Source organism: Rhizobium sp. N324, assembly GCF_001664485.1.
GTDB lineage: Bacteria > Pseudomonadota > Alphaproteobacteria > Rhizobiales > Rhizobiaceae > Rhizobium.
This window is the reverse complement of sequence record NZ_CP013635.1, coordinates 332108-353876: the sequence shown is the minus strand read 5'-3', so window position 1 is coordinate 353876 and position 21769 is coordinate 332108. Positions and strand designations below refer to the sequence as shown.

General features: G+C 62.3%; 15 protein-coding genes and 1 pseudogene. 12 read left to right on the top strand and 4 right to left on the bottom strand.

The window, feature by feature from the left end; translation table 11 throughout:
- Positions 1–10: 10 nt before the first annotated feature.
- The 3 genes from AMK05_RS31605 to AMK05_RS31595 are packed head-to-tail and all read right to left on the bottom strand — an operon-like array spanning position 11 to position 1637.
- Entirely contained in the window at positions 11–874 is an 864-nt protein-coding gene (locus tag AMK05_RS31605; RefSeq protein ID WP_064844306.1) for an alpha/beta fold hydrolase, read from the bottom strand.
- Positions 875–876: 2 nt separating this feature from the next.
- Entirely contained in the window at positions 877–1158 is a 282-nt protein-coding gene (locus AMK05_RS31600) for a hypothetical protein (protein WP_064844304.1), read from the bottom strand.
- A gap of 26 nt (positions 1159–1184) precedes the next feature.
- A complete protein-coding gene (locus AMK05_RS31595; protein WP_064844302.1) occupies positions 1185–1637 on the bottom strand; it encodes a hypothetical protein in 453 nt (150 codons plus the stop codon).
- A 169-nt stretch (positions 1638–1806) separates the two neighbouring features.
- Between AMK05_RS31595 and AMK05_RS31590 the strand changes: the two genes are divergently transcribed.
- The 7 genes and pseudogenes from AMK05_RS31590 to AMK05_RS35445 all read left to right on the top strand — a co-directional run bounded on the left by AMK05_RS31590 (position 1807) and on the right by AMK05_RS35445 (position 14536).
- Positions 1807–8106, top strand: a complete 6300-nt coding sequence (locus AMK05_RS31590; protein ID WP_064844300.1) for a HAMP domain-containing protein — start codon at positions 1807–1809, stop codon at positions 8104–8106.
- 10 nt (positions 8107–8116) lie between these two features.
- Complete coding sequence (locus AMK05_RS31585; protein ID WP_064844297.1) at positions 8117–9793, top strand: response regulator; 1677 nt, start codon at positions 8117–8119, stop codon at positions 9791–9793.
- A 94-nt stretch (positions 9794–9887) separates the two neighbouring features.
- Entirely contained in the window at positions 9888–10145 is a 258-nt protein-coding gene (locus AMK05_RS31580) for a type II toxin-antitoxin system ParD family antitoxin (RefSeq protein WP_064844295.1), read from the top strand.
- A pseudogene (locus tag AMK05_RS34225) lies at positions 10138–10428 on the top strand (type II toxin-antitoxin system RelE/ParE family toxin). Before AMK05_RS31580 ends, AMK05_RS34225 begins: the two are co-directional and overlap by 8 nt.
- 129 nt (positions 10429–10557) lie before the next feature.
- Positions 10558–12327: a malto-oligosyltrehalose trehalohydrolase gene (gene treZ / locus AMK05_RS31575; protein ID WP_064844293.1), complete on the top strand. Its 1770-nt coding sequence runs from the start codon at positions 10558–10560 to the stop codon at positions 12325–12327.
- Between the two features lie 27 nt (positions 12328–12354).
- Positions 12355–14202, top strand: coding sequence for a 4-alpha-glucanotransferase (malQ, locus tag AMK05_RS31570; RefSeq protein ID WP_171899897.1), 1848 nt, complete (start codon positions 12355–12357; stop codon positions 14200–14202).
- Between the two features lie 172 nt (positions 14203–14374).
- Positions 14375–14536, top strand: coding sequence for a hypothetical protein (locus tag AMK05_RS35445; RefSeq protein ID WP_171899892.1), 162 nt, complete (start codon positions 14375–14377; stop codon positions 14534–14536).
- Between the two features lie 91 nt (positions 14537–14627).
- Here AMK05_RS35445 and AMK05_RS31565 read toward each other — a convergent pair whose 3' ends face one another.
- Positions 14628–15815: a hypothetical protein gene (locus tag AMK05_RS31565; RefSeq protein ID WP_064844289.1), complete on the bottom strand. Its 1188-nt coding sequence runs from the start codon at positions 15813–15815 to the stop codon at positions 14628–14630.
- Between the two features lie 496 nt (positions 15816–16311).
- Here AMK05_RS31565 and AMK05_RS31560 point away from each other — a divergent pair, with 496 nt between their 5' ends.
- From AMK05_RS31560 to AMK05_RS31540, 5 genes are all read left to right on the top strand, one after another.
- Positions 16312–17187: a DMT family transporter gene (locus tag AMK05_RS31560; protein ID WP_064844287.1), complete on the top strand. Its 876-nt coding sequence runs from the start codon at positions 16312–16314 to the stop codon at positions 17185–17187.
- Between the two features lie 146 nt (positions 17188–17333).
- Positions 17334–18248, top strand: a complete 915-nt coding sequence (locus AMK05_RS31555) for an ABC transporter permease (RefSeq protein WP_049731032.1) — start codon at positions 17334–17336, stop codon at positions 18246–18248.
- Positions 18249–18251: 3 nt separating this feature from the next.
- On the top strand, positions 18252–19193 hold the full coding sequence (locus AMK05_RS31550) for an ABC transporter permease (protein WP_171899891.1): 942 nt from the start codon (positions 18252–18254) through the stop codon (positions 19191–19193).
- Positions 19186–20820, top strand: a complete 1635-nt coding sequence (locus AMK05_RS31545; RefSeq protein ID WP_064844283.1) for an ABC transporter ATP-binding protein — start codon at positions 19186–19188, stop codon at positions 20818–20820. Before AMK05_RS31550 ends, AMK05_RS31545 begins: the two co-directional genes overlap by 8 nt.
- Complete coding sequence (locus AMK05_RS31540) at positions 20817–21764, top strand: 2-hydroxyacid dehydrogenase (RefSeq protein WP_064844281.1); 948 nt, start codon at positions 20817–20819, stop codon at positions 21762–21764. Before AMK05_RS31545 ends, AMK05_RS31540 begins: the two co-directional genes overlap by 4 nt.
- Positions 21765–21769: the final 5 nt, after the last annotated feature.

Genomic DNA, 21769 nt, shown 5'->3' with positions numbered 1-21769 from the left:
AGCGGACATATCAACGGGCTTGAAGAAACGTCCGGATCGCCTGGGAGAGTGCAGAGGGGTTCTCCTCGGCCACGTGGTGGCCGCTCTCGATGCCGAATCCCCTGACGTCATCCGCCCAATTCCGCCAGATGGCGACAGGGTCGCCGTAGATCTGTTCGAGATCGTCCCTCAGCGACCAGAGGCATAACGTGGGGCACGCCACTTTCCGGCCGGAATCGCGATCCTCGCGGTCGTGGAGATGGTCGATGCTGAGGCCGGCGCGATAATCCTCGATCATTCCGTGTACGACATCAGGATCATGGATGACGTCGAGCAGATCGTCGTAGGCCTCCCTCCCCATCAGCCTGGGCGACAGCGTGTCGTACCATGCCAAAGGGTCGGCGCAGATTGCGCGTTCCGGTTTTTCCGGTTGGGCGAAGAAGAACCAGTGGTACCAGTCTCTGGCAAAGGTCCAGTCGGCGCGTTCGAGATGCTCGATAACGGGGATGCCGTCGGCGATGACGAGCTTGCGCACGCGAGCGGGATGATCCATCGCCATGCGGAACGCCGTCAGGCTGCCACGGTCATGGCCGACCACGAAGAAGCTTTCGTGCCCCAATTGCCGCATCAGTTCGACAAGCGCGTGCGCCTTGGCGCGCTTGGCGGAGTTGACGCTGCCAGGAGCATCGGCCGGCTGATAGGAGCGGCCGAAGCCGGGAAGATCGGGGCAGACGACGGTGTAATCAGGCGACAGCAGGTCCGCCACCTTGCCCCAGGTCATATGCGTGCGGGGATGGCCGTGCAGGAGAAGAAGGGCCGGCCCCGATCCGCCGTGGCGGACCCGCAGCTGGCCCGGCCCGACGTCGACGGTCTCAAGGGCAAATCCCGCGAACACGGTCAGCTCAACTTTCCCACAAGCTTGGCATAGTCGGAAAACGTCAGCTGCTCGCCTTTCCCGGCAGCCTGCTCGGCAAGCTGCAAGACACGGATGGGAAACAGGATCGCCGCGCGGTTGGCGTCCGACAGCTCATGGTCGTCGTCTTCCTCGACGGCCTTCATGGCTTTCGATAGCGCGGCATTGAGCTCCTGGCGGGTAAGCAGTTCCTTCTCGACGATGGCGTCGCAGATCGACGCCATCGCCATGATCAAGCCCTTGAGCTGCAGATTGGCCGTATTCATGAGAACTCCAATGAAAGGGGCACGCTCTAATCCGGCTCGACCGAGCGGATCGTTTCGACCGAGACCGTGCCTTCGACGATGCCGCGCTTGATGTCGCGCCTGTTCCGTTCGACCTCGATGACGGTGTAGAGCTTGTCGTCGCGAAAGGCGCTGGCATTGACGGTGGTGACATCTTCGGCGGGAGCTGCATCCACTTCCATGAAGTCGAGCTCGCGCGCTGCCGCGACGATCCTGGCATCACCCGGCGTTCTGGCGGCCACGACGACGATACCATGGCCGGGAGCATTGTCCCATCTCGGATCGTCAGGGGCCGCGATCGGTTCCAGCCGGTAGATATTGAGCACCTCGCCGCCGGTTTCGGGCGAGGCCTGCGCTGCTGCATCCTGCATTTGCGCCTGGCTTTCGACCGATCTTCCGAATGTGTTCGGGCTGGTCGCGTTGTTGATCTCTTCCTTGCCTGTCCTTGAGACGTTCGACATGTCGCTCTCCATTATCAGGCTGGAAACGACGGCTGGCCGGAAACTGTTCCCGCGCAGGCAAAGTTTGATGGCTGGTGCCCGATACATCGATCTCCGCAACCGCGCGCCTCAGCCATACCCTTTTTCCACTTGAGCACTAATTTACCTCCAGTCGAACCAGGGGGATTTCGTGAGCAAGCAGACCAGTGAATTTTCGCGCGATGTCGTTGCGGCAGACAGCCTCAATGGCCACGACCACAAAACCATGGCATTCGACGATGCCAGCGCCCTTCTCGAGGTCCTGGTCGCGGTCCGGCGCGGCGACTTTTCCGTGCGCATGCGATCGGATCTGACCGGCGTCACCGGCAAGATCGCCGATGCCCTCAACGATATCATTGCCGGCAATCAGCGCATGGCCCAGCAGCTCGAACATGTCGGCCAGGTCGTCGGCCGTGACGGGCGAACGAGCACGCGGGTACGCTTCGGCCTGTCCGATGGCTCCTGGTCGGAGATGGAGGGGTCGATCAACGGCCTGATCGACGATCTGCTGTGGCCGACCACGGCGGTCACGCGCACGATCACCGCGGTCGCCAAAGGCGACTTGTTGCAGACCGTGCCGCTCGACGTCGACGGCCGGCCGCTGAAGGGCGAGTTCCTGCGCTCGGCCGATATCGTCAACACGATGATCAAGCAGCTGAGCGTCTTCACCTCCGAAGTGACGCGCGTTGCTCGCGAGGTTGGCACCGACGGAAAACTCGGCGGGCAGGCGCAAGTGCCCGAGGTGACGGGCGTCTGGAAGGACTTGACCGAGAGCGTCAACTCGATGGCGTCGAACCTGACGGCGCAGGTGCGCAACATCGCCGAAGTGACGATCGCTGTTGCCAACGGCGACCTGTCCAAGAAGATCACCGTCGATGTGCGCGGCGAAATCCTGCAGCTCAAGGAAGCCATCAACACGATGGTCGATCAGCTCAGATCCTTCGCTTCGGAAGTGACGCGCGTCGCCCGCGAAGTCGGCACCGAGGGCAAGCTCGGCGGCCAGGCCCTGGTGCCGGGTGTGGCCGGCACCTGGAAGGACTTGACCGACAGCGTCAACGCCATGTGCGGCAATCTGACGGCGCAGGTGCGCAACATTGCTCAGGTGACGACGGCGGTCGCGCGCGGCGACCTCTCGCGCAAGATCACCGTCGACGTCTCGGGCGAAATCCTCGAGCTCAAGGAAACCATCAACACGATGGTGGACCAGCTGAACGGCTTTGCCGGCGAAGTGACGCGTGTGGCGCGTGAGGTCGGCACCGAAGGCCGGCTTGGCGGCCAGGCGCAGGTGCCGGGCGTCGCCGGCACCTGGAAGGACCTGACCGACAACGTCAATTCGATGGCTTCCAACCTGACGGCGCAGGTGCGCAACATCGCCGAAGTCTCGACCGCAATCGCCAATGGCGACCTGTCGAAGAAGATCACGGTGACGGTGTCGGGGGAAATCCTCGAGCTGAAGGAAACCATCAACACGATGGTCGATCAGCTGAACGCCTTTGCTTCGGAAGTGACGCGCGTTGCACGCGAAGTCGGCACCGAAGGCCGGCTTGGCGGCCAGGCCAATGTGCGCGGCGTCGCCGGCACGTGGAAGGATCTGACCGAGAATGTCAACTCGATGGGCGGCAATCTGACGGCGCAGGTGCGCAATATTGCCGAAGTCTCGACTGCGATCGCCAATGGCGACCTGTCGAAGAAGATTACCGTCGACGTGAAGGGCGAAATCCTCGAACTCAAGGAAACCATCAATACGATGGTCGACCAGCTGAACGCCTTTGCGTCGGAAGTGACGCGCGTTGCCCGCGAAGTCGGCACCGAGGGCCGGCTCGGCGGCCAGGCCAATGTGCGCGGCGTCGCCGGCACCTGGAAGGATCTGACCGACAGCGTCAATTCCATGGCTTCCAACCTCACCGGCCAGGTGCGTAACATCGCCGAAGTCGCGACCGCCGTCGCCCAGGGAGACCTGTCGAAGAAGATCACCGTCACCGTCTCGGGCGAAATCCTCGAACTGAAGGAGACCATCAATACGATGGTCGATCAGCTGAACGGCTTTGCCGGCGAGGTGACGCGCGTGGCGCGCGAGGTCGGCACGGAAGGGCGTCTCGGCGGCCAGGCCAATGTGCTCGGCGTCGCCGGCACCTGGAAGGACCTGACCGACAGCGTCAACTCGATGGCGGGTAATCTGACGGCGCAGGTGCGCAATATCGCCGAAGTATCCACAGCGATCGCCAATGGCGACCTGTCGAAGAAGATCACCGTGTCGGTTTCGGGCGAAATCCTTGAACTCAAGGAAACCCTGAACACCATGGTGGACCAGCTAAACCGCTTCGCCTCGGAAGTGACGCGCGTTGCCCGCGAAGTCGGCACCGAAGGCAAGCTCGGCGGCCAGGCGCAGGTGCCAGGCGTCGCCGGCACCTGGAAGGACCTGACCGAAAACGTCAACTCCATGGCCTCCAACCTCACCGGCCAGGTGCGCAACATCGCCGAAGTCACGACCGCCGTGGCGCGCGGCGACCTGTCGCGCAAGATCACCGTCGACGTGAAGGGCGAAATCCTCGAACTGAAGAACACCATCAACACGATGGTGGATCAGCTCAATGCCTTCGCCGGTGAAGTGACGCGCGTTGCCCGCGAAGTCGGCACCGAAGGCAAGCTCGGCGGTCAGGCGCAGGTCTCGGGCGTTGCCGGCACCTGGAAGGACCTGACGGACAGCGTCAATTCCATGGCCGGCAACCTGACGGCGCAGGTGCGCAACATCGCCGAGGTGGCGACCGCCATCGCCAATGGCGACTTGTCGCGCAAGATCACCGTCGACGTGCGAGGCGAAATCCTGCTGCTGAAGGACACCTTGAATACCATGGTCGACCAGCTCCGCTCCTTCGCCGGCGAAGTGACGCGCGTTGCCCGCGAAGTCGGCACCGACGGCAGGCTCGGCGGCCAGGCCGTCGTTCCCGGCGTCGCCGGCACCTGGAAGGACTTGACCGACAACGTCAACCTGCTCGCCGCCAACCTCACGACCCAGGTGCGCAACATCGCCGAAGTGACCACCGCCGTGGCGCGCGGCGACCTGTCGCGCAAGATCACCGTCGACGTGAAGGGCGAGATTCTCGAACTGAAGAACACCATCAACACGATGGTGGATCAGCTCAATGCCTTCGCCGGCGAAGTGACGCGTGTGGCCCGCGAAGTCGGCACCGAGGGCAAGCTCGGCGGTCAGGCGCAGGTGCCGGGTGTTGCCGGTACCTGGAAGGATCTGACCGATACCGTCAACGTCATGGCCGCCAACCTGACCGAGCAGGTCCGCGGCATCGTCAAGGTGGTGACGGCGGTGGCGAACGGCGACCTCAAGCAAAACCTCACCGTCGCCTCCAAGGGCGAGGTGGCGGCGCTCGCCGAAACCATCAACAACATGACCAATACGCTCGCGACCTTCGCCGATCAGGTGACGACGGTGGCGCGCGAGGTCGGCGTGGAAGGTCGCCTCGGCGGCCAGGCGAACGTGCCGGGCACCGCCGGCACCTGGAAGGATCTGACCGGCAACGTCAATCTGCTTGCCGCCAACCTGACGACGCAGGTGCGCGCCATTGCCGAGGTGGCGACCGCCGTCACCAAGGGGGACCTGACGCGCTCGATCAAGGTCGACGCGCGCGGCGAAGTCGCCGAGCTCAAAGACAATATCAACACGATGATCGACAACCTGCGGCTCACCACCGAACGCAACACCGAGCAGGACTGGCTGAAGACCAACCTAGCCCGCTTCACCAACATGCTGCAGGGCCAGCGCGACCTGACGCTGGTCGGCAAGATGATGCTGTCAGAGCTGGCGCCGCTCGTCGGCGCGCATCAGGGGGTGATCTACCAGGTCGATGCCGATGAGGAACAGCCATTCCTGTCGCTGCTGTCGGTTTATGCGCAAGGGGTCGAGGCGGCGCATCCGCTGCGGCTCGATTTCGGTCAGGGACTTGTCGGCCAGTGCGCCAGCGACGCCCGCCGGATCCTCGTCACCGACCTTCCCGACAATGTCATTCCGATCAGTTCCGGTGTCTTCACCACCCTGCCGCGAAGCGCGATCGTGCTGCCGGTGCATTTCGAGGGACAAGTGAAGGCGGTGATCGAGCTTGCCTCCGCCGGCGAGTTCACCGAGCTGCAGCTCTCCTTCCTCGACCAGCTGACGACGTCGATCGGCATCGTCCTCAATTCGATCGAAGCGACGATGCAGACCGAAGGCCTGCTCAAGCAGTCGCAGAAACTCGCCGCCGAGCTGCAGACGCAGCAGCGCGAGCTGCAGCAGACCAACGAACAGCTCGGGCAGAAGGCGCAGCAGCTCGAAGAACGCAACGTCGAAGTCGAGGCGAAGAATCAGGAGATCGAGCAGGCCCGGCGCGCGCTGGAGGAAAAGGCGACCGAACTGGCGCTGACATCGAAATACAAGTCCGAATTCCTCGCCAACATGTCGCACGAGCTGCGCACGCCGTTGAATTCGATCCTCATCCTCGGTCAGCAGCTCGGCGAAAACCCCGACGGCAACCTGTCGAGCAAACAGGTCGAGTTTGCCAAGACGATCCACGGCGCCGGAACCGACCTCCTGAACCTGATCAGCGATATCCTCGACCTGTCGAAGATCGAGTCCGGAACGGTCTCGGTCGATGCCGAGGAGATTTTCGTCAGCAACCTGCTCGAGGTGATGGCCCGGCCGTTCCGGCACGAGGCCGAAAACCGCAGCCTGTCGTTTACGGTCGAGGTCGGCGCGGATGTCACCAAGAGCATCATCACCGATTCGAAGCGGCTGCAGCAGATCCTCAAGAACCTGCTGTCGAATGCCTTCAAGTTCACCGCCCAGGGTGGCGTGACGCTTCGCGTCGCGCCGGCGGCGAGCGGTTGGTCGCCCGATCATCCGTCGCTCCGGCATGCGCCCTCGGTCATTGCCTTCGAAGTTGTCGACACCGGCATCGGTATTCCGCCGGAAAAACAACGCATTATTTTCGAAGCATTCCAGCAGGCCGATGCCTCGACGAGTCGCAAATATGGCGGCACCGGCCTCGGCCTGGCGATCAGCCGCGAACTGGCAAATCTCCTGGGCGGCGAGATCCAGTTGCGCAGCACCCCCGGCGTCGGCAGCACCTTCGTCCTCTATCTGCCGCTGACCTATGTCGGTGCCGGCGCGGTAGCGCCGAAGCCCGCTCCATCGGCCAATGTCGTGGAATTCGCCGAGGCGGCGGCAAGCCGCCGAACCGAGAAGCCGGCCGAACATGTCGAAGACGATCGCCATCGGATCGTGGTCGGCGATTCGGTGCTGCTTGTCGTCGAGGATGATCCGCATTACGCCCGCGTGCTCGTCGATCTCGCCCGCGACAACGGGTTCAAGGTTCTGGTGGCGATGCGCGGCAGCGATGCGCTGGCACTCGCCCAGGACTACAGGCCGGCGGCGATCTCGCTCGACATCTTCCTGCCCGACATGCTCGGCTGGACGGTGCTCAGCCAGCTCAAGCAGAATTCGCAGACGCGGCATATCCCGGTGCAGATCATCAGCCTCGACGAGGATCGCCAGCATGGGCTGACCCGCGGCGCTTTTGCCTTCATGAGCAAGCCGACGACGCCCGAGGGCCTCGGCAAGGCGCTGTCGCGCTTGAAGGCCTACGCCGAGCCGCGCCGCAAACATCTGTTGCTGGTGGAAGACAACGAGGCTGAGCGCCTGAGCGTCACTGCGCTTCTCGGACATGACGACATCGACATCACCAGCGTCGGCTCGGGATCGGAAGCACTTGCCGCCCTCAGGCAGGATCCTCCGGATTGCGTGGTGCTCGACCTTACTCTTCCGGATATGTCCGGCTTCGAGGTGCTGGAGCAGATACGTGACGACACCGAAATCGGCGAGGTTCCGGTGGTGGTGTTCACCGGGCGGGAGCTTTCCCCCGAGGAAGACGCGACACTGCATAGCATGGCCCGAAGCGTCGTGGTGAAGGGCGTCGAGTCTCCGGAGCGTCTGCTCGATGAGACGGCTCTGTTCCTGCACCGGGTCGTCGCCGATCTGCCGCCTGCAAAACAGGCGACGCTGCAGGAACTGCACAGCTCGGATGAGGATCTCGTCGGCGAGAGCGTGCTGCTCGTCGACGACGATGCCCGCAACATCTTCGCGCTGAGCAGCGTTCTGGAACGCCGGGGCATGCGGGTGCTGACGGCGACGACCGGCAGCGAGGCCATCGACGTCATCAACAACGAGCCCTCGGTGGCGATCGTGCTGATGGATATCATGATGCCTGGCATGGACGGCTACGAGACGATGCAGGTCATCCGCTCGGAGCCGCGGTTCCGGCGGTTGCCGATCCTGGCGCTGACGGCCAAGGCGATGAAGGGCGACCGCGAGAAATGCCTGGAGGCTGGCGCCTCCGACTACCTGGCGAAGCCGGTCAATACCGAGCAGCTTCTGTCGGCCCTTCGCATGTGGCTGCATCGCTGAGGAACCGGCCATGAACCCCGTCAACATCCTCCTCGTCGACGACCAGCCCGCCAAGCTCTTGAGTTATGAGGTTATTCTCGAGGAGCTCGAGGAAAACCTCATCAAGGCGCAATCCGCCCGCGAAGCTTTCGAGCATCTGCTGCGCACCGAAATCGCCGTGATCCTCGTCGATGTCTGCATGCCCGAACAGGATGGCTTCGAACTGGTCGGCATGATCCGGCAGCACCCGCGCTATCAGAACACGCCGATCATTTTCGTTTCTGCAGTGATGCTGGCCGAACCCGACCGGCTGCGCGGTTATGCTGTCGGCGCCGTCGACTACGTCTCCGTGCCGATCGTACCGGAAGTGCTGAGGGCCAAGGTCAGGGTTTTTGCCGATCTCTATCGGAAGACGCGGGAGCTCGAACGGCTGAATGCCGAGCTGGAGGCCAGGGTTCGCCAGCGCACGGCCGAGCTCGAGGCTTCGGCCACCGAGCTGCGGGAGCTCAACGAGGAACTGGAGCACCGGATCGATCAAAAGACGCGCGAGCGTGAGGAAGCCCTGGCGCAATTGTTCGAGGCGCAGAAGCTTGACACGATCGGCCACCTGACGGGCGGGGTGGCGCACGACTTCAATAATCTTCTGATGGCGGTGCTCGGCAGCCTCGGCCTCCTGAAGAAGCGGCTTCCGGCGGATGAACGCAGCGAACGCCTGCTGACGAATGCGATCCAGGCGGCCGAACGCGGCACGGCGCTGACCCAGCGCCTGCTTGCCTTCGCGCGCCGGCAGGAGCTGAAGCCGCAGGCGGTCGATTTCCTCAGGTTGTTCGAAAACGTCGAGGATCTTCTCGCCAAGGCGGTGGGGCCGCGCATCGAAATCCGCAAGCGCATTCCGGCGGATCTGGCGCCGCTGCTGGTCGACAGCAACCAGCTGGAACTGGCGCTGCTCAATCTGTTCGTCAATGCCCGCGATGCGCTCGAAAGCGGCGGCGCCGTGACGGTCGCCGCCGCAGCGGCCGAAGACGCCCGGCCGGCCGGTCTTGCGGGCGGGAATTACATCCGGATATCGGTGTCGGACGATGGCGAGGGCATGGATGAGGCAACGGTCGCTCGCGCCGCTGAGCCGTTTTTCACCACCAAAGGGGTCGGCAAGGGCACCGGCCTCGGCCTGTCGATGGTTCACGGCCTGGCGGCGCAATCCGGCGGCTCGATCCAGATATCGAGCGCGAGGGATAAGGGCACGACCGTATCCCTGTGGCTGCCCGTCGCCGAGAGCTTCGTCAAGACGCAGCCGGCTGTCGAGCCTCCTATAGCGGAAGCCTTGAACCCGGTGTCACGGCCGCTCGCCATTCTCGTCGTCGACGACGATGCGCTTGTCCGGACAGGAACCGTGGCGATGCTGGAGGATCTCGGCCACCTGCCGCGGGAAGCGTCCTCTGCCTCGCAGGCCCTGGAATTCCTTGCCGACGGACGGGATTGCGATCTTGTCATTACCGATCACGCGATGCCCGGCATGACGGGTGCAGAGCTTGCACGCCACCTTCGTTCCGCCTTCCCGGGCCTGCCCATTATTCTTGCCTCAGGCTATGCCGAATTTTCCGAAGACCATAGTCTTGGCCGGATGCTCAGGATGACGAAACCCTTCACCCAGGAACAGCTTCAGGCGGCCATGGACAAGGCACTCTCGGGCAAAGTCGCGGCGGCGTGACGGCCGAAGTGACTTGCAATCATGGGCCGGCGGTCAGTTCAATTTGTCGCGCTTATCAAAAACTGATAATACCGCTTCAACGAAAGGTATCGTTATGCCCTCCAGCTACAATATCGGCCCTCGCTATGAAGGCCTTGTCCGAGAGCTTGTCGAAAGCGGGCGCTATGCCAGCGCCAGCGAGGTCGTGCGCGATAGCCTCCGGCTATTGGAACAGCGCGAGGAGATTCGTGCGCTTGAGCTGGAAAAACTCAAGCGGGAGTATGCTGAGGGGAAAGCTAGCGGCGAACCGGAAGAGGCTGATCCCACGCGCTTCCTGCAAGAGCTGAAAGCAGAACGCGCAGCCCGTGGCTAAATACAAAATGTCTCCGCGTGCGCAACGTCAGATGCGAGATATCTGGCGCAATGTCGCCATTCACAATGAACAGGCAGCGGACAGGCTGCTGTAGAAGCTTTTCGATAAGTTTGAGCTGGTTGCCACCCATCCCGAGATGGGACCTGCTCGACCGGATATCAGCCCTGCTGCCCGTCTGATTATCGAGGGACGCTACATCGCCATCTATGAACCCACGAATTATGGCGCTGAAATTGTCGTGATCGTGCACGGGATGCGCGAGCCATCGACTTGGCTCGATTGAGGCGGCCACTTGTGAGCCAGTGATGTTTTCCGGTGACGGCGGCCACTTCGCGGTTCCGGGTGCGGACGAAACTTTTTGCTCCTGCAAAAGTTACCCAAATCTCATCCTCACTTCACCGAAGGCTTTCCCTTGACCAATATGACGTTCGGCCCCGCAGTCACTGAAGAGGGTATTCTGTTTCGGCTCTGGGCGCCTCTGCATGAAAGCGTGTCCTTGAAAATCGAAGGCGCTGATCTGCGGCCGATGCAGGCGGCGGACGGTGGCTGGCATCGGTGCACAGTTCCGCATGCCCCTGCCGGTACGCGCTATCGTTTCATCCTGCCGGACGGCCTTGAAATTCCCGACCCCGCCTCGCGGTTCCAGCCGCAGGATGCGCACGGTCCGAGCGAAGTGGTCGACCTCACCGCCTATCGCTGGAAGACGAGAGACTGGACCGGCCGGCCGTGGGAGGAGATGGTCATCTACGAGATGCATATCGGCTGCTTCACGCCGGAGGGGAGTTTCACCTCTGCGATCGAGCGGCTCGATCATCTCAGGGAGTTGGGCGTCACGGCGTTGCAGATCATGCCGGTCAGCGAATTCCCCGGTCGCTACAGCTGGGGATACGACGGCGTGTTGCCCTATGCCCCTGACAGCAGCTATGGCCGGCCGGAAGATTTCATGGCGCTGGTGGACGCAGCCCATCAGCGCGGCATCTCGGTGTTTCTCGATGTGGTCTACAACCACTTCGGGCCGGACGGAAATTATATCCCTTCCTACGCGCCGCTCTTTACCGACCGTCACAAGACGCCTTGGGGGCATGGCATCAACTATGACGGCGACGGATCGCAGATGATCCGTGAATTTGTCATTGAGAACGCCATCTACTGGATCACCGAATTCCGGCTCGACGGCTTTCGCTTCGATGCCGTTCACGCGATCAAGGACGATAGCGACGAGCATCTGCTGCACGAACTTGCCCGCCGCGTCCGGGCTGCAGCCGGCGACCGGCACGTTCATCTGATCGTCGAAAACGAGGAGAATGACAGCCATCTGCTGAAGCGCGACGAAAAAGGCGAAGCAAAGCTGTTCACCGCCCAGTGGAACGACGACGTGCACCATGTGCTGCATATCACTGCCACCGGTGAAACCTTCGGCTATTATGCCGATTATGCCGGCGACACGGGCAAGCTCGGCCGGGCGCTGGCGGAAGGCTTCGTGTTCCAGGGCGAACATATGCCCTATCGGGGAGCAAGTCGCGGCAGGCCGAGCAGCCACCTGCCGCCGACGGCCTTCATCTCCTTCATCCAGAACCATGACCAGATCGGCAATCGGGCGCTTGGCGATCGTGTCATGGCTTCAAGCCCGGCCGAGGCCGTCAAGGCGGTCACTTCAATCTATCTGCTGGCGCCTGAGATACCGATGCTGTTCATGGGCGAGGAATGGGGGGCGCAGGAGCCTTTCCCGTTCTTCTGCGATTTCGACGAGGATTTGAACGAGAAGGTCAGGAAGGGTCGCCGCGAGGAGCTTTCGCGTCTGCCGAGCTTCGACGCCGACGACCTTCTCGACCCGACGGCGCCATCGACCTTTGTCGCGGCCAAACTGGATTGGTCGAAACGCGCTTCCTCCGAGGTGCTCGATTTCTACAGAACGCTTCTCGACCTCCGGCACCGCAGAATCGTTCCTTTGCTGAAAGGCGCGACGGCCGGAAGCGCTGCCCACCGCTCGGCGGGACATGCGATCGCAGTGGATTGGCCCCTTGCGGAAGGCCGGCATCTTCATCTGCGCGCCAACCTTGGCAACGAGGCGACAGCGCTCGGCTCGCAACGGGGCGGCGCCGAGACGATATTCCGTCTCGGCGGAAGCGACGGCGGCGATCTGGCGCCCTGGACGGTGATCTGGAGCCTGAGCGAGGCGTGACGGCGGTGGGAGAGAAAAGGTCGAATGATGAAGTCCGCTGAACTCGACAAGCTCGCCCGCCTCCACGGCATCAGCCCGACAAGACCCAGCCCCGAGAACCGGGAGGTGGCGATCTCGGCCGCGACCAAGCGCAAGATACTCTCGGCATTGAATATTGAATTGACGGCGGATCAGGAGACCGGCGTGCCGCAGCGGAAAGCGAAGCCGGTGCCAGGGAAGATCCCGGTGTCGTTTCTGCCGGATTTTCTGTCCGACACACGGGTCTGGGGCGTGAGCCTGCAGCTTTACGAGATCCGGTCGGCGCGCAACTGGGGCATCGGAGACTTCCAGGATCTGGCCGATATCGCCGATCTGGCGGGGTCGCTGGGAGCCGATTTCATCGGCCTCAATCCGCTTCACGCGCCGTTCCTCGCCGATCCCGACCGCTGCAGCCCCTATGAACCCTCAAGCCGCCAGCATCTAAACCCGCTCTATATCGCTGTCGATCAGGTGCCGGGATTTGCCGGCAGTCCCGAACTCGAACGGCAATTGGAGGGCCTTCGTCAATCCGATCTCATCGACTACATCGGCGTCGCGCGCACCAAGCTTGGCGCCCTTCGTGATCTCTGGACGGGATGGCAGCGGCGCCGCGTCAGTGACGATGCCGCCGATTTCGAGGCATTCGTGGCGCAAGGCGGCGACAGTCTGCGGCTGCATGCGCTGTTCGAATGCCTCTCCTTCTCCATGGTCGAGCGTGGGGCGTGCGCCGGCTGGCAGCGGTGGCCAGCTGAGTTCCAGCGCTTCGACAGTGCCGCCGTCGGCGATTTCGGACGCGAGCACGCGGATGATGTTCGCTTCCACATGTGGCTGCAATGGCTTGCCCACCGCCAGCTGATGCAGGCGGCGGAGCGGGCGCGCAAGGCCGGCCTCAGGATCGGGCTCTATCTCGATCTTGCGGTCGGGGAGGCGGTCGATGGCTCGGCGACGTGGAGCGAGCCTAATATCTATGTCTCCAAGGCGACAATCGGCAGCCCTCCCGATCCCTTCGCCGTAGACGGGCAGGACTGGCACCTTGCCGGATATCTGCCGTCCGAAATTGCCGGAGGGGAGATGTCGCCTTACCGGCGCATGGTGAGCACCGCCATGCGCTACGCCGGCGCTATCCGCATCGACCATGCCCCGGCGATCCGCCGCCTTTTCCTGGTTCCGTTGGGCGCCAGGCCGGACAGCGGCGCCTATGTCCGCTATCCCGAGGATCTACTGCTGCAGATTCTCGCCGAGGTTTCCGCCGAACATCGATGCCTCGTCATCGGGGAGTCTCTCGGCATGATTCCGGAAGGATTGCAGGAGGATCTGGAGGCCGCCGGCATCCTCTCCTATCGGATCCTTTCCTACGAACAGGACAAGCAGGGCTTCAAGCCTGCCGAAGCCTATCCCGCCCTCGCGCTCGCCTGCATTTCGACGCATGACCACCAGACCCTTGCCGGCTGGTGGCGCGGCGGCGACATTCGGGATCGCTGTGAACACGGTATCGTACCGCCCGATCTGACCGAAGAACATCTCAAACACCGTAGGCACGAGCGGAGATTCCTCAAAACGGTCTTCAACGCTGCCGGCATCGACGTGCCGGCCCGGCTCGCGCCGCGGGCAGGCCAGGAGGCGTTGAAAGATCTGACCGTCAGCGCCTACCGTTTCATTGCACGGACGCCATCGCTTCTGACATCGGTGCGGCTTGCCGATCTCACCGACGAGAAAAGACCGACCAATATACCGGGCACCAGCGACAGCTATCCGAACTGGAAGCCGAAGCTATCGGTTTTGCTGGAGGATCTGCCGTCGGTCTCGCTGCTCAAGCGCGTGACGGCGGCAATGCGGGAGGAAAGGCCGCGGGAGTGATCGAGGTGGAGGGAGCCGTCGATTGCCGCCGCGCCGATGGAAATCGATCGGGGAAGGAACGAATACGCAGCCGGCGAATTTTCTACAAATAAGGACAGGGAATGTCGAGATGAGGGCCTATCCGCTGTCGCCGCTTTAAAGGCGGCACGACCCATATGATGGAAACCAGATCATGACGACCGCATTCATCCTTATCGCATTGGCTCTGATCATCATCTACGCCGGACCGACATTGCTGTTCCTCTGCGTCGGTTATGCCGATTATGTGCTGGAACGGCGAAGACATATGATCGCGCTGAAGCACGCCGTGAGGCGTCGCAGCGACGAGCTGTAGAGCCATTCGCAGAAATCGCCGACCCTTGGCTTTCCCGGAATGGATACCAGAGGCAGGTCGGAACCCGCCTCCGGCTGCCGGAGCGGCGAGCTTAGTCGTTCGCCGTGACCTTGACGCCGAGGACCGAAGGAATGGTGTTCGGCGCACCCATGGCCGCGCCGATGATCATCGGAAATGGAACGGGCTTTTCCGGTGCGGCGCTGATCGTCAGGTTTTTCGGCCCGTCGAGATAGGCGTTGACGGCGGCCGATACCTGGTTCTGCAGCTCCGGCAGGTTGAGCTGCGCCATCATCATCGGCACAAGACCTTTCAGCGATTGCGTCAGCTCATCGCCGGTGACGCCCTGCTGCGCGCCGGCATAGTCGAGCGCCTTCTTGGTGATCGAGGCATCGTCGAAGCGGATCGAGGCGCTGTTGAACGTCAGCTGCTGCATCAGACCCAGCATCGCAAGGCCGACGGCCTGGTTGGCCTCTTCCTTGTTCGGATTGGCCTCGGCGGTCTTCACCGCTTCCTGCAGCGACTTGACGAAGGCGAGCGTGTAGCCGGAGAAGTCGACGGCGATATTCAGCCGGCCGATATTCTTGAAGTCGAACGCGTATTCGTCGACGGCAATCTTGCCGCTTTCGACTTCCCAGCTGCCCTTCATCGTCACCGTGCCGTCGAGCGCGGTCAGGCCGAGTTTCTCGATGGCTTCCTTCGCGCTCGCATCCTCGACCTGCGACAGGTCGGCTTTCAGGCCGGCGACATTGGCGTCGTAGGTAAAGCCGCCATCCTGGCGTTCGAGATTGGACTCGATGCCCCCGATGGCAAACACGTCCTTGCCCTTGATATTGACCGCCATCGGCCCGGTGCTGACGGTTTCATAGAGGAGGATATCGTTCAGCGTATCGCCCGTGGCATTGGCGGGAATCGTCAGGCCGGCGATCTCGATGTCCTTGGCGGAAAATCGTCCTTCCTCCTGGCTTATGTCGATATCCGGGAAGGAGACTGTTTTGGCGTGGTAGCCGCCGCCTTCGGTTTCCTCGACGCCCTCGAAGGTAAGCTCGCCGATCTTCAAAGTATCGCCTGGCAGGCTCGCAGATCCCACCTGGACGCCCGTCGCCGTTACCGTATCGCCATCGACCTCAGCCTTTTCGAAGGTAATGACCGTGCCGCCGGCACTGGTGGCGGCATTGAGCTTTTTCATCATGTCGGCGCCGTCAAGCGCGAAGGAGGGGCCGGCGAGCGCCAGGAAGGCGGTGCTTGCCATCATCAGGCGGAGATTGCGCATAGGCTTCATGGAAATATCCTTGTGGAGTAAGTGGATGGGGTTGCGAAATTCCGGACCTGTCCTTCCGGCTCTCTTGCCTGAGAGCGGGCTGGGATGTCGCGGTTTCATCTGGTCGGCTAATTCGGGGGTGAGGAGGTCAGGCTCCGCCGGAACCGTTGCGCCGAGGAGATATAGCTGACCTGCCGTCGCGGATGGACGGCGGCATTTTCTCTAGCACAGGTAGTTTTGCGGCTCATTATCAGACGTAGAGTGTATTCCCTCGATTCTTGCAACCCTCAAATTCCGCTGGCCGGTGGGAAATCATTCGCCCAAATTTCATGTGTTTTTCAATGGCCTATGAGGTGTCCGGCCTTTATTCGCTTCTGAACTAATATATTTGTATTTTAGTGTGGACGGTGGCTGACCGATTGGGCTAAGTCCGTGGCGGCAGAGTCTGGTCAGCGCGCTCGCCGTATCGAACGATCGATATGGGCTGGCCTGCATTCGTCCAATCAGGAGAAGCGAGATGCAGCCCGGTCGCACAGGCCTCGCCGTCTGCATGATGGTGGCCGCCGCCTTTTTGAACAGTCTCGACGCGATCATCGTGCGCATGCTGGCCGGCGACGTGCACCCCTTGATGATCGGCTTTTTCCGGTCGTTTTTCGGACTTCTTGCCGTCTCGCCGTGGATCGTGGCGCGGGTTGGTCTGAAAGCCTCTCCCTACCGGGTTCTGCATGTCGTGCGTGCGGGTCTGAAACTTGCCTCACTGGTTGCGTTGTTCATCGCCTTTGCGCACGCTCCGCTGGCCGATGCCACGGCGATCAATTTCACCATGCCGATGTTTCTCGTTCTCGGTGCGTGGCTTGTGCTCAAGGAACGTGTCGGCATCTCCAGCGTCGCCGGCATCGCCGCGGGTTTTGTCGGCGTCATGATCATCATTCGCCCAGGCGCGACCGGTTTCGATCAATGGCTGCTTTTTGCACTGGCAGGAGCGGTCTTGACGGCGGCCAGCCAGTTGATGCTGCGGCGGATGGCATTGAGGGACAGCGCGGACCGGCTGGTTGCATGGAATCTGATCACGACGGTGCCGCTTGGCCTGATCGTCATGCTGCCGGTCTGGTCGATGCCGAGCTGGAGCCAACTCGGGCTGCTCGCCATGCAGGGGGCACTCGGCGCCTTCAACATGACGCTGATCACGCGCGCCTTCGGCATGGCGGCCGCAAGCGTCCTGGCGCCGCTCGACTTTCTCCGGCTGCCGGTCGTGGCGCTGATGGCCTTCCTGTTTTTCTCGGAAATTCCGGCTGCCCAGACCTGGATCGGTGCAGCGGTCATCATTGGCGCGACCATCATCGGCACCGGTGGCATGGCGTGGCGACGGAGGCCGCCGGTTGACAAGGCCTGATCATTCTAAGAAAAGGGGTTCACAAAAATTCTAGATGCACTAATATTTCAGTTGACGCCTGTCGCCGGAGGGGCATGACGGGCGGGCTTCGGCACGAGCGAAGATCAGGCTGACGATCCGAATAGGTTTCACTCGGGAGGAGTGGCATGAAAAGTTTCATCGGCAAACGCGCGATCGCCAGCGGCGTATCGCTCGTGGCGCTTATCGTCATCGTGTTCTTCCTGTCCCGGCTGACAGGCGACCCGACCGACCTCTATCTGCCGATCGATGCGACCACGGAAATGCGCCAGCAATTCCGTGAGATGAACGGGTTCAATGACCCGCTGATCATCCAGTTCGGCCGTTATGTTGCCGATCTCGCTCAGGGCAACTTCGGTCAATCCCTGCGGCAGGCCCGCCCTGCCATGGATGTCGTGCTGGAGGCCTTCGTCTGGACCTTCTGGCTGGCTGTCATCACCATGACGCTCGTCACGGTGGCTGCGATCGTCATCGGTTCGCTGGCGGCGTTTCGCGTCGGCGGCGTCTTCGATCGTCTCGCCACCTTCTTCTCGCTGATCGGCGCTGCGGCCCCGGATTTCTGGCTTGCGATCGTGGCCATCGTCATTTTCGCCGTCAAACTGCATGTCCTGCCGACATCGGGAACGGGAACCTTCTGGCATTGGGTCCTGCCGGTCAGCGTGCTGTTCATCCGGCCCTTCGGCCTGATCCTGCAGGTTGTGCGCGGCTCGATGATCAGCGTCCTATCTTCCGCCTACGTCAAGACGGCCCGCGCCAAGGGTGTCCGTTCGAACTCGATCATCTTCGTTCACGGGCTGCGCAATGCCATGCTGCCGGTGATCACCGTCATCGGCGACCAGGCGGCAGCCATCTTGAACGGTGCCGTGGTCGTCGAAACGGTGTTCGGTTTTCCGGGAATCGGCAAGCTGATGATCGATTCCATCCTGCTTCGCGATTTCGCCGTCGTGCTGGCCGTCATCATGGTCTCGGCATTGGCGATTTTCATCATGAACCTGTTGATCGACATCGCTTATGCGCTGCTCGATCCGCGTATCCGGTATTGAGCGATGGCGATGACCGACACACAAATCCTCATCGAGAAAAAGCCGAGCGGCCCGATCGGGCGTTGGCTGACCATGCTGTGGGCGGACAAGCTGGCCTTCTTCGCCGCTCTGTTCCTCCTGATCGTTCTTCTCTGTGCGCTGTTTGGCCCGTTTCTGCTGGAGGGCATCGCCACCAAGCAGAACCTGCGGGGTCGAAACGCGCCGCCCTTCGATCTCACCCGCGGATGGCTTTACGTCCTTGGCGCCGATGCGCTGGGCAGGCCGCTTCTGGCCCGCGTCGTCGTGGCGGCGCAAAACACCATCCTGGTTGCGGCGGCGGCGGTGCTTGCCTCCTCCGTCGTCGGCACGGCGCTCGGACTGGTGGCGGGTTACAGCCGCTCGTCCGCCGCTCAATGGATCATGCGCCTCGGCGACGTCATCATGTCCTTTCCGTCGCTGCTTCTGGCGGTGATCGTGCTCTATATGCTCGAACCCTCGGTCACCAATATCGTCCTCGTCCTGGCAATCACCCGTATTCCGATCTATCTGCGCACCGCCCGCGCCGAAGTGCTTGAGGTGCGCGAGCGGATGTTCGTGCAGGCGGCGAAGGTGATGGGGGCATCGAACCGGCGCATCGTCTTTAATCACATCCTGCCGGTGATCTTTCCGACGCTGGTGACCATCGCGACGCTCGATTTCGCCTTCGTCATGCTGGCGGAATCCTCGCTGTCGTTCCTGGGGATCGGCATTCAGGCGCCTGAGATCACCTGGGGTCTCATGGTTGCTCAAGGGCGGCCCTATCTCACCAATGCCTGGTGGCTGTCCTTCTGGCCCGGCCTTGCCATCATCCTGACGACGCTGTCGCTCAATCTTCTGTCGAACTGGCTGCGCATCGCGCTCGATCCGACGCAACGCTGGCGCCTTGAAATGAGAGGCAGGGAAATGAGGGGCGGGAAAAATGGCTGAACATCTTCTGGAAGTGCGTAACCTCTCGGTCGAGTTCCACACGCTCAGCGGCACCGTCAAGGCAGTGCAGGACGTGAGCTGGCATCTCGACCGCGGCGAGACGCTGGCAATTCTCGGAGAAAGCGGTTCGGGTAAATCGGTCTCCGCCTCGGCGGTCATGAATCTGATCGATATGCCGCCCGGCAGGATCACCAGCGGCACCATTCTCCTGAATGGGTGCGATATGCTGACAATGACGCCCGAGCAGCGGCGTTCGATCAACGGCGCCAGGATCGCCATGATCTTTCAGGACCCGCTGGCCCATCTCAACCCGGTCTATTCGGTCGGCTGGCAAATCACCGAAATGATGACCACGCACGGTGAACCCGCTGAGCGCGCCGGCGCAAGGGCGCTCGAATTGATCGGACGCGTCGGCATCACCGATCCGCAGGCGGCGATGCGAAAATATCCGTTCCAGTTCTCCGGCGGACAGCGGCAACGCCTGATGATCGCCATGGCGATCGCCTGCAAGCCGGACATCCTGATTGCCGATGAACCCACCACCGCGCTTGACGTTACGGTGCAGGCTCAGGTGCTCGAACTTCTGCAGGAGTTGCAGCAGGAAACCGGAATGGGCCTGTTGCTGATCACGCATGATCTCGGCGTCGTTGCCGAGATCGCCGACCGGGTCGTGGTGATGAATTCCGGCTGCGTCGTCGAAACCGGCAATGCCGCCGAAGTCTATCGCAATCCGCAGAACGCCTATACGAAGAAGCTGATTGCCGCCGCACCGGGGAAGGGCGCGATGGCGCAGGAGCGTGACCGGCAGGGCGAGCCGCTGCTGCGCGCCATCGGCTTGAAGAAGAGTTTTGGTGCCTTCCAGGCCCTGAAAGGCGTCGACCTCGTCATCATGCCCGGCGAAACCGTCGCGGTCGTCGGCGAGAGCGGTTCCGGCAAATCGACCCTTGCCCGGGCGATCGTTCGCCTCGACGATCCGCAGGAGGGCCAGGTCCTTTACCGCGGCAATGATTTGCTTGCGATGACCTCGAGAGAAATATTCGGGCTGCGTCGTGATTTGCAGATGGTCTTTCAGGACCCGACGCAGTCGCTCAACCCGCGAATGACCGTGTTCAGGCTGATTTCCGAGGCCTGGGTCATTCACCCCGAGATCCTGCCGAAAGCAAGGTGGAAGGAGAGGGTGGCCGAATTGCTGATCAAGGTCGGTCTGAAGCCGGATATGGCGGACCGCTATCCGCATCAATTCTCCGGCGGTCAGCGCCAGCGCATCGCCATTGCCCGCGCGCTGGCGATGGAGCCGAAACTGATCATCTGCGACGAGGCGGTTTCGGCGCTCGACGTGTCGATCCAGGCGCAGGTGATTGCCTTGCTCGAAGGCCTGCGTCGCGAATTCGGCCTGTCCTATCTTTTCATTGCGCACGACCTGCCGGTGGTTCGCGATTTCGCCGACCGCGTCATCGTCATGAAGGCCGGCGAAATTGTCGAGGAGGGGCCCGTGGCCAGGATCTTCAATGCGCCCGCCCACCCCTATACCCAGGCGCTGCTTGCCGCCGGCCTCGATCCCGATCCCGAAATCCAGGCCGCCCGGCGCGCCGCACGCCTCACACAGGAAGGACTCGTTCCCGCATGAAGCCCGATGTCATCGTCGCCTACCCGCTCCGACCCCGTCAGATGGCAGGGCTGGAGGAGATCTATACGCTGCACCGGCTGGACCTTGCAGAAGGCCGGGAACGCGATGCTCTTCTGGCCAAAGCCGGCCCGATCTGCACGGCTCTGGTCTGCAACGGCCATGTGACGATCGACGAGGCGCTGCTTGCGAAGTTGCCGGCGCTGAAGCTTGCCGCCTGTTCCTCGGCCGGCTACGACCAGATGGATGTCGAGGCGATGACGCGGCGCGGCATCAAGCTCACTAACACATCCGAGGTCCTGTGCGACGACGTTGCCGACACGGCGCTGCTTCTGATGCTGGCGGCCCGCCGGCGCCTGCCGGAAGGCGACCGCTATGTGCGCTCCGGCGAATGGGGGCGCAACGGCATGATGCCGCTGACAACGTCGACGTCGGGCAAGAAGGCCGGGATTGTCGGCCTCGGCCGCATCGGTATGGCGATTGCCAGGCGATGCGAGGCTGTCGGGCTGACGGTCGGCTATTCCGGACGGACGAAAAAAGCCGGCAACGATTTTGCCTATTTCGACGAGCCGGTAAAACTGGCGGACTGGGCCGATATCCTGATCGTGGCGACGCCGGGCGGGGCCTCGACCGAAGGGTTGATTTCGGCTGATGTGTTGAACGCGCTCGGACCAACGGGCAGCTTCATCAACATTGCCAGGGGCAGCGTGGTCGATGAGCCGGCCCTAATCAAGGCCCTGCAGGAGAGGCGCATCGCCTCTGCCGGCATCGATGTCTACCTGAACGAACCCAATCCCGATCCGCGCTTCGCAGCCCTCGACAATGTGGTGCTCTATCCCCATCACGCCAGCGGCACCGATGAAACGCGCGACAGGATGGCGCAATTGACGGTCGACAACCTTGCCGCCTTCTTCGCAGGCAGGCCGCTGCTGACGCCGGTCAATTGAGCCCG

What these genes read in the sequence shown, in the direction of transcription:
- AMK05_RS35445 (WP_171899892.1), top strand. Translation starts at nt 14,375, where the DNA reads ATGACGACCGCATTCATCCTTATCGCATTGGCTCTGATCATCATCTAC.
- AMK05_RS31565 (WP_064844289.1), bottom strand. Translation starts at nt 15,815, where the DNA reads ATGAAGCCTATGCGCAATCTCCGCCTGATGATGGCAAGCACCGCCTTC.
- malQ (WP_171899897.1), top strand. Translation starts at nt 12,355, where the DNA reads ATGAAGTCCGCTGAACTCGACAAGCTCGCCCGCCTCCACGGCATCAGC.
- AMK05_RS31595 (WP_064844302.1), bottom strand. Translation starts at nt 1,637, where the DNA reads ATGTCGAACGTCTCAAGGACAGGCAAGGAAGAGATCAACAACGCGACC.
- AMK05_RS31540 (WP_064844281.1), top strand. Translation starts at nt 20,817, where the DNA reads ATGAAGCCCGATGTCATCGTCGCCTACCCGCTCCGACCCCGTCAGATG.
- AMK05_RS31555 (WP_049731032.1), top strand. Translation starts at nt 17,334, where the DNA reads ATGAAAAGTTTCATCGGCAAACGCGCGATCGCCAGCGGCGTATCGCTC.
- AMK05_RS31600 (WP_064844304.1), bottom strand. Translation starts at nt 1,158, where the DNA reads ATGAATACGGCCAATCTGCAGCTCAAGGGCTTGATCATGGCGATGGCG.
- AMK05_RS31550 (WP_171899891.1), top strand. Translation starts at nt 18,252, where the DNA reads ATGGCGATGACCGACACACAAATCCTCATCGAGAAAAAGCCGAGCGGC.
- AMK05_RS31585 (WP_064844297.1), top strand. Translation starts at nt 8,117, where the DNA reads ATGAACCCCGTCAACATCCTCCTCGTCGACGACCAGCCCGCCAAGCTC.
- AMK05_RS31560 (WP_064844287.1), top strand. Translation starts at nt 16,312, where the DNA reads ATGCAGCCCGGTCGCACAGGCCTCGCCGTCTGCATGATGGTGGCCGCC.
- AMK05_RS31545 (WP_064844283.1), top strand. Translation starts at nt 19,186, where the DNA reads ATGGCTGAACATCTTCTGGAAGTGCGTAACCTCTCGGTCGAGTTCCAC.
- AMK05_RS31580 (WP_064844295.1), top strand. Translation starts at nt 9,888, where the DNA reads ATGCCCTCCAGCTACAATATCGGCCCTCGCTATGAAGGCCTTGTCCGA.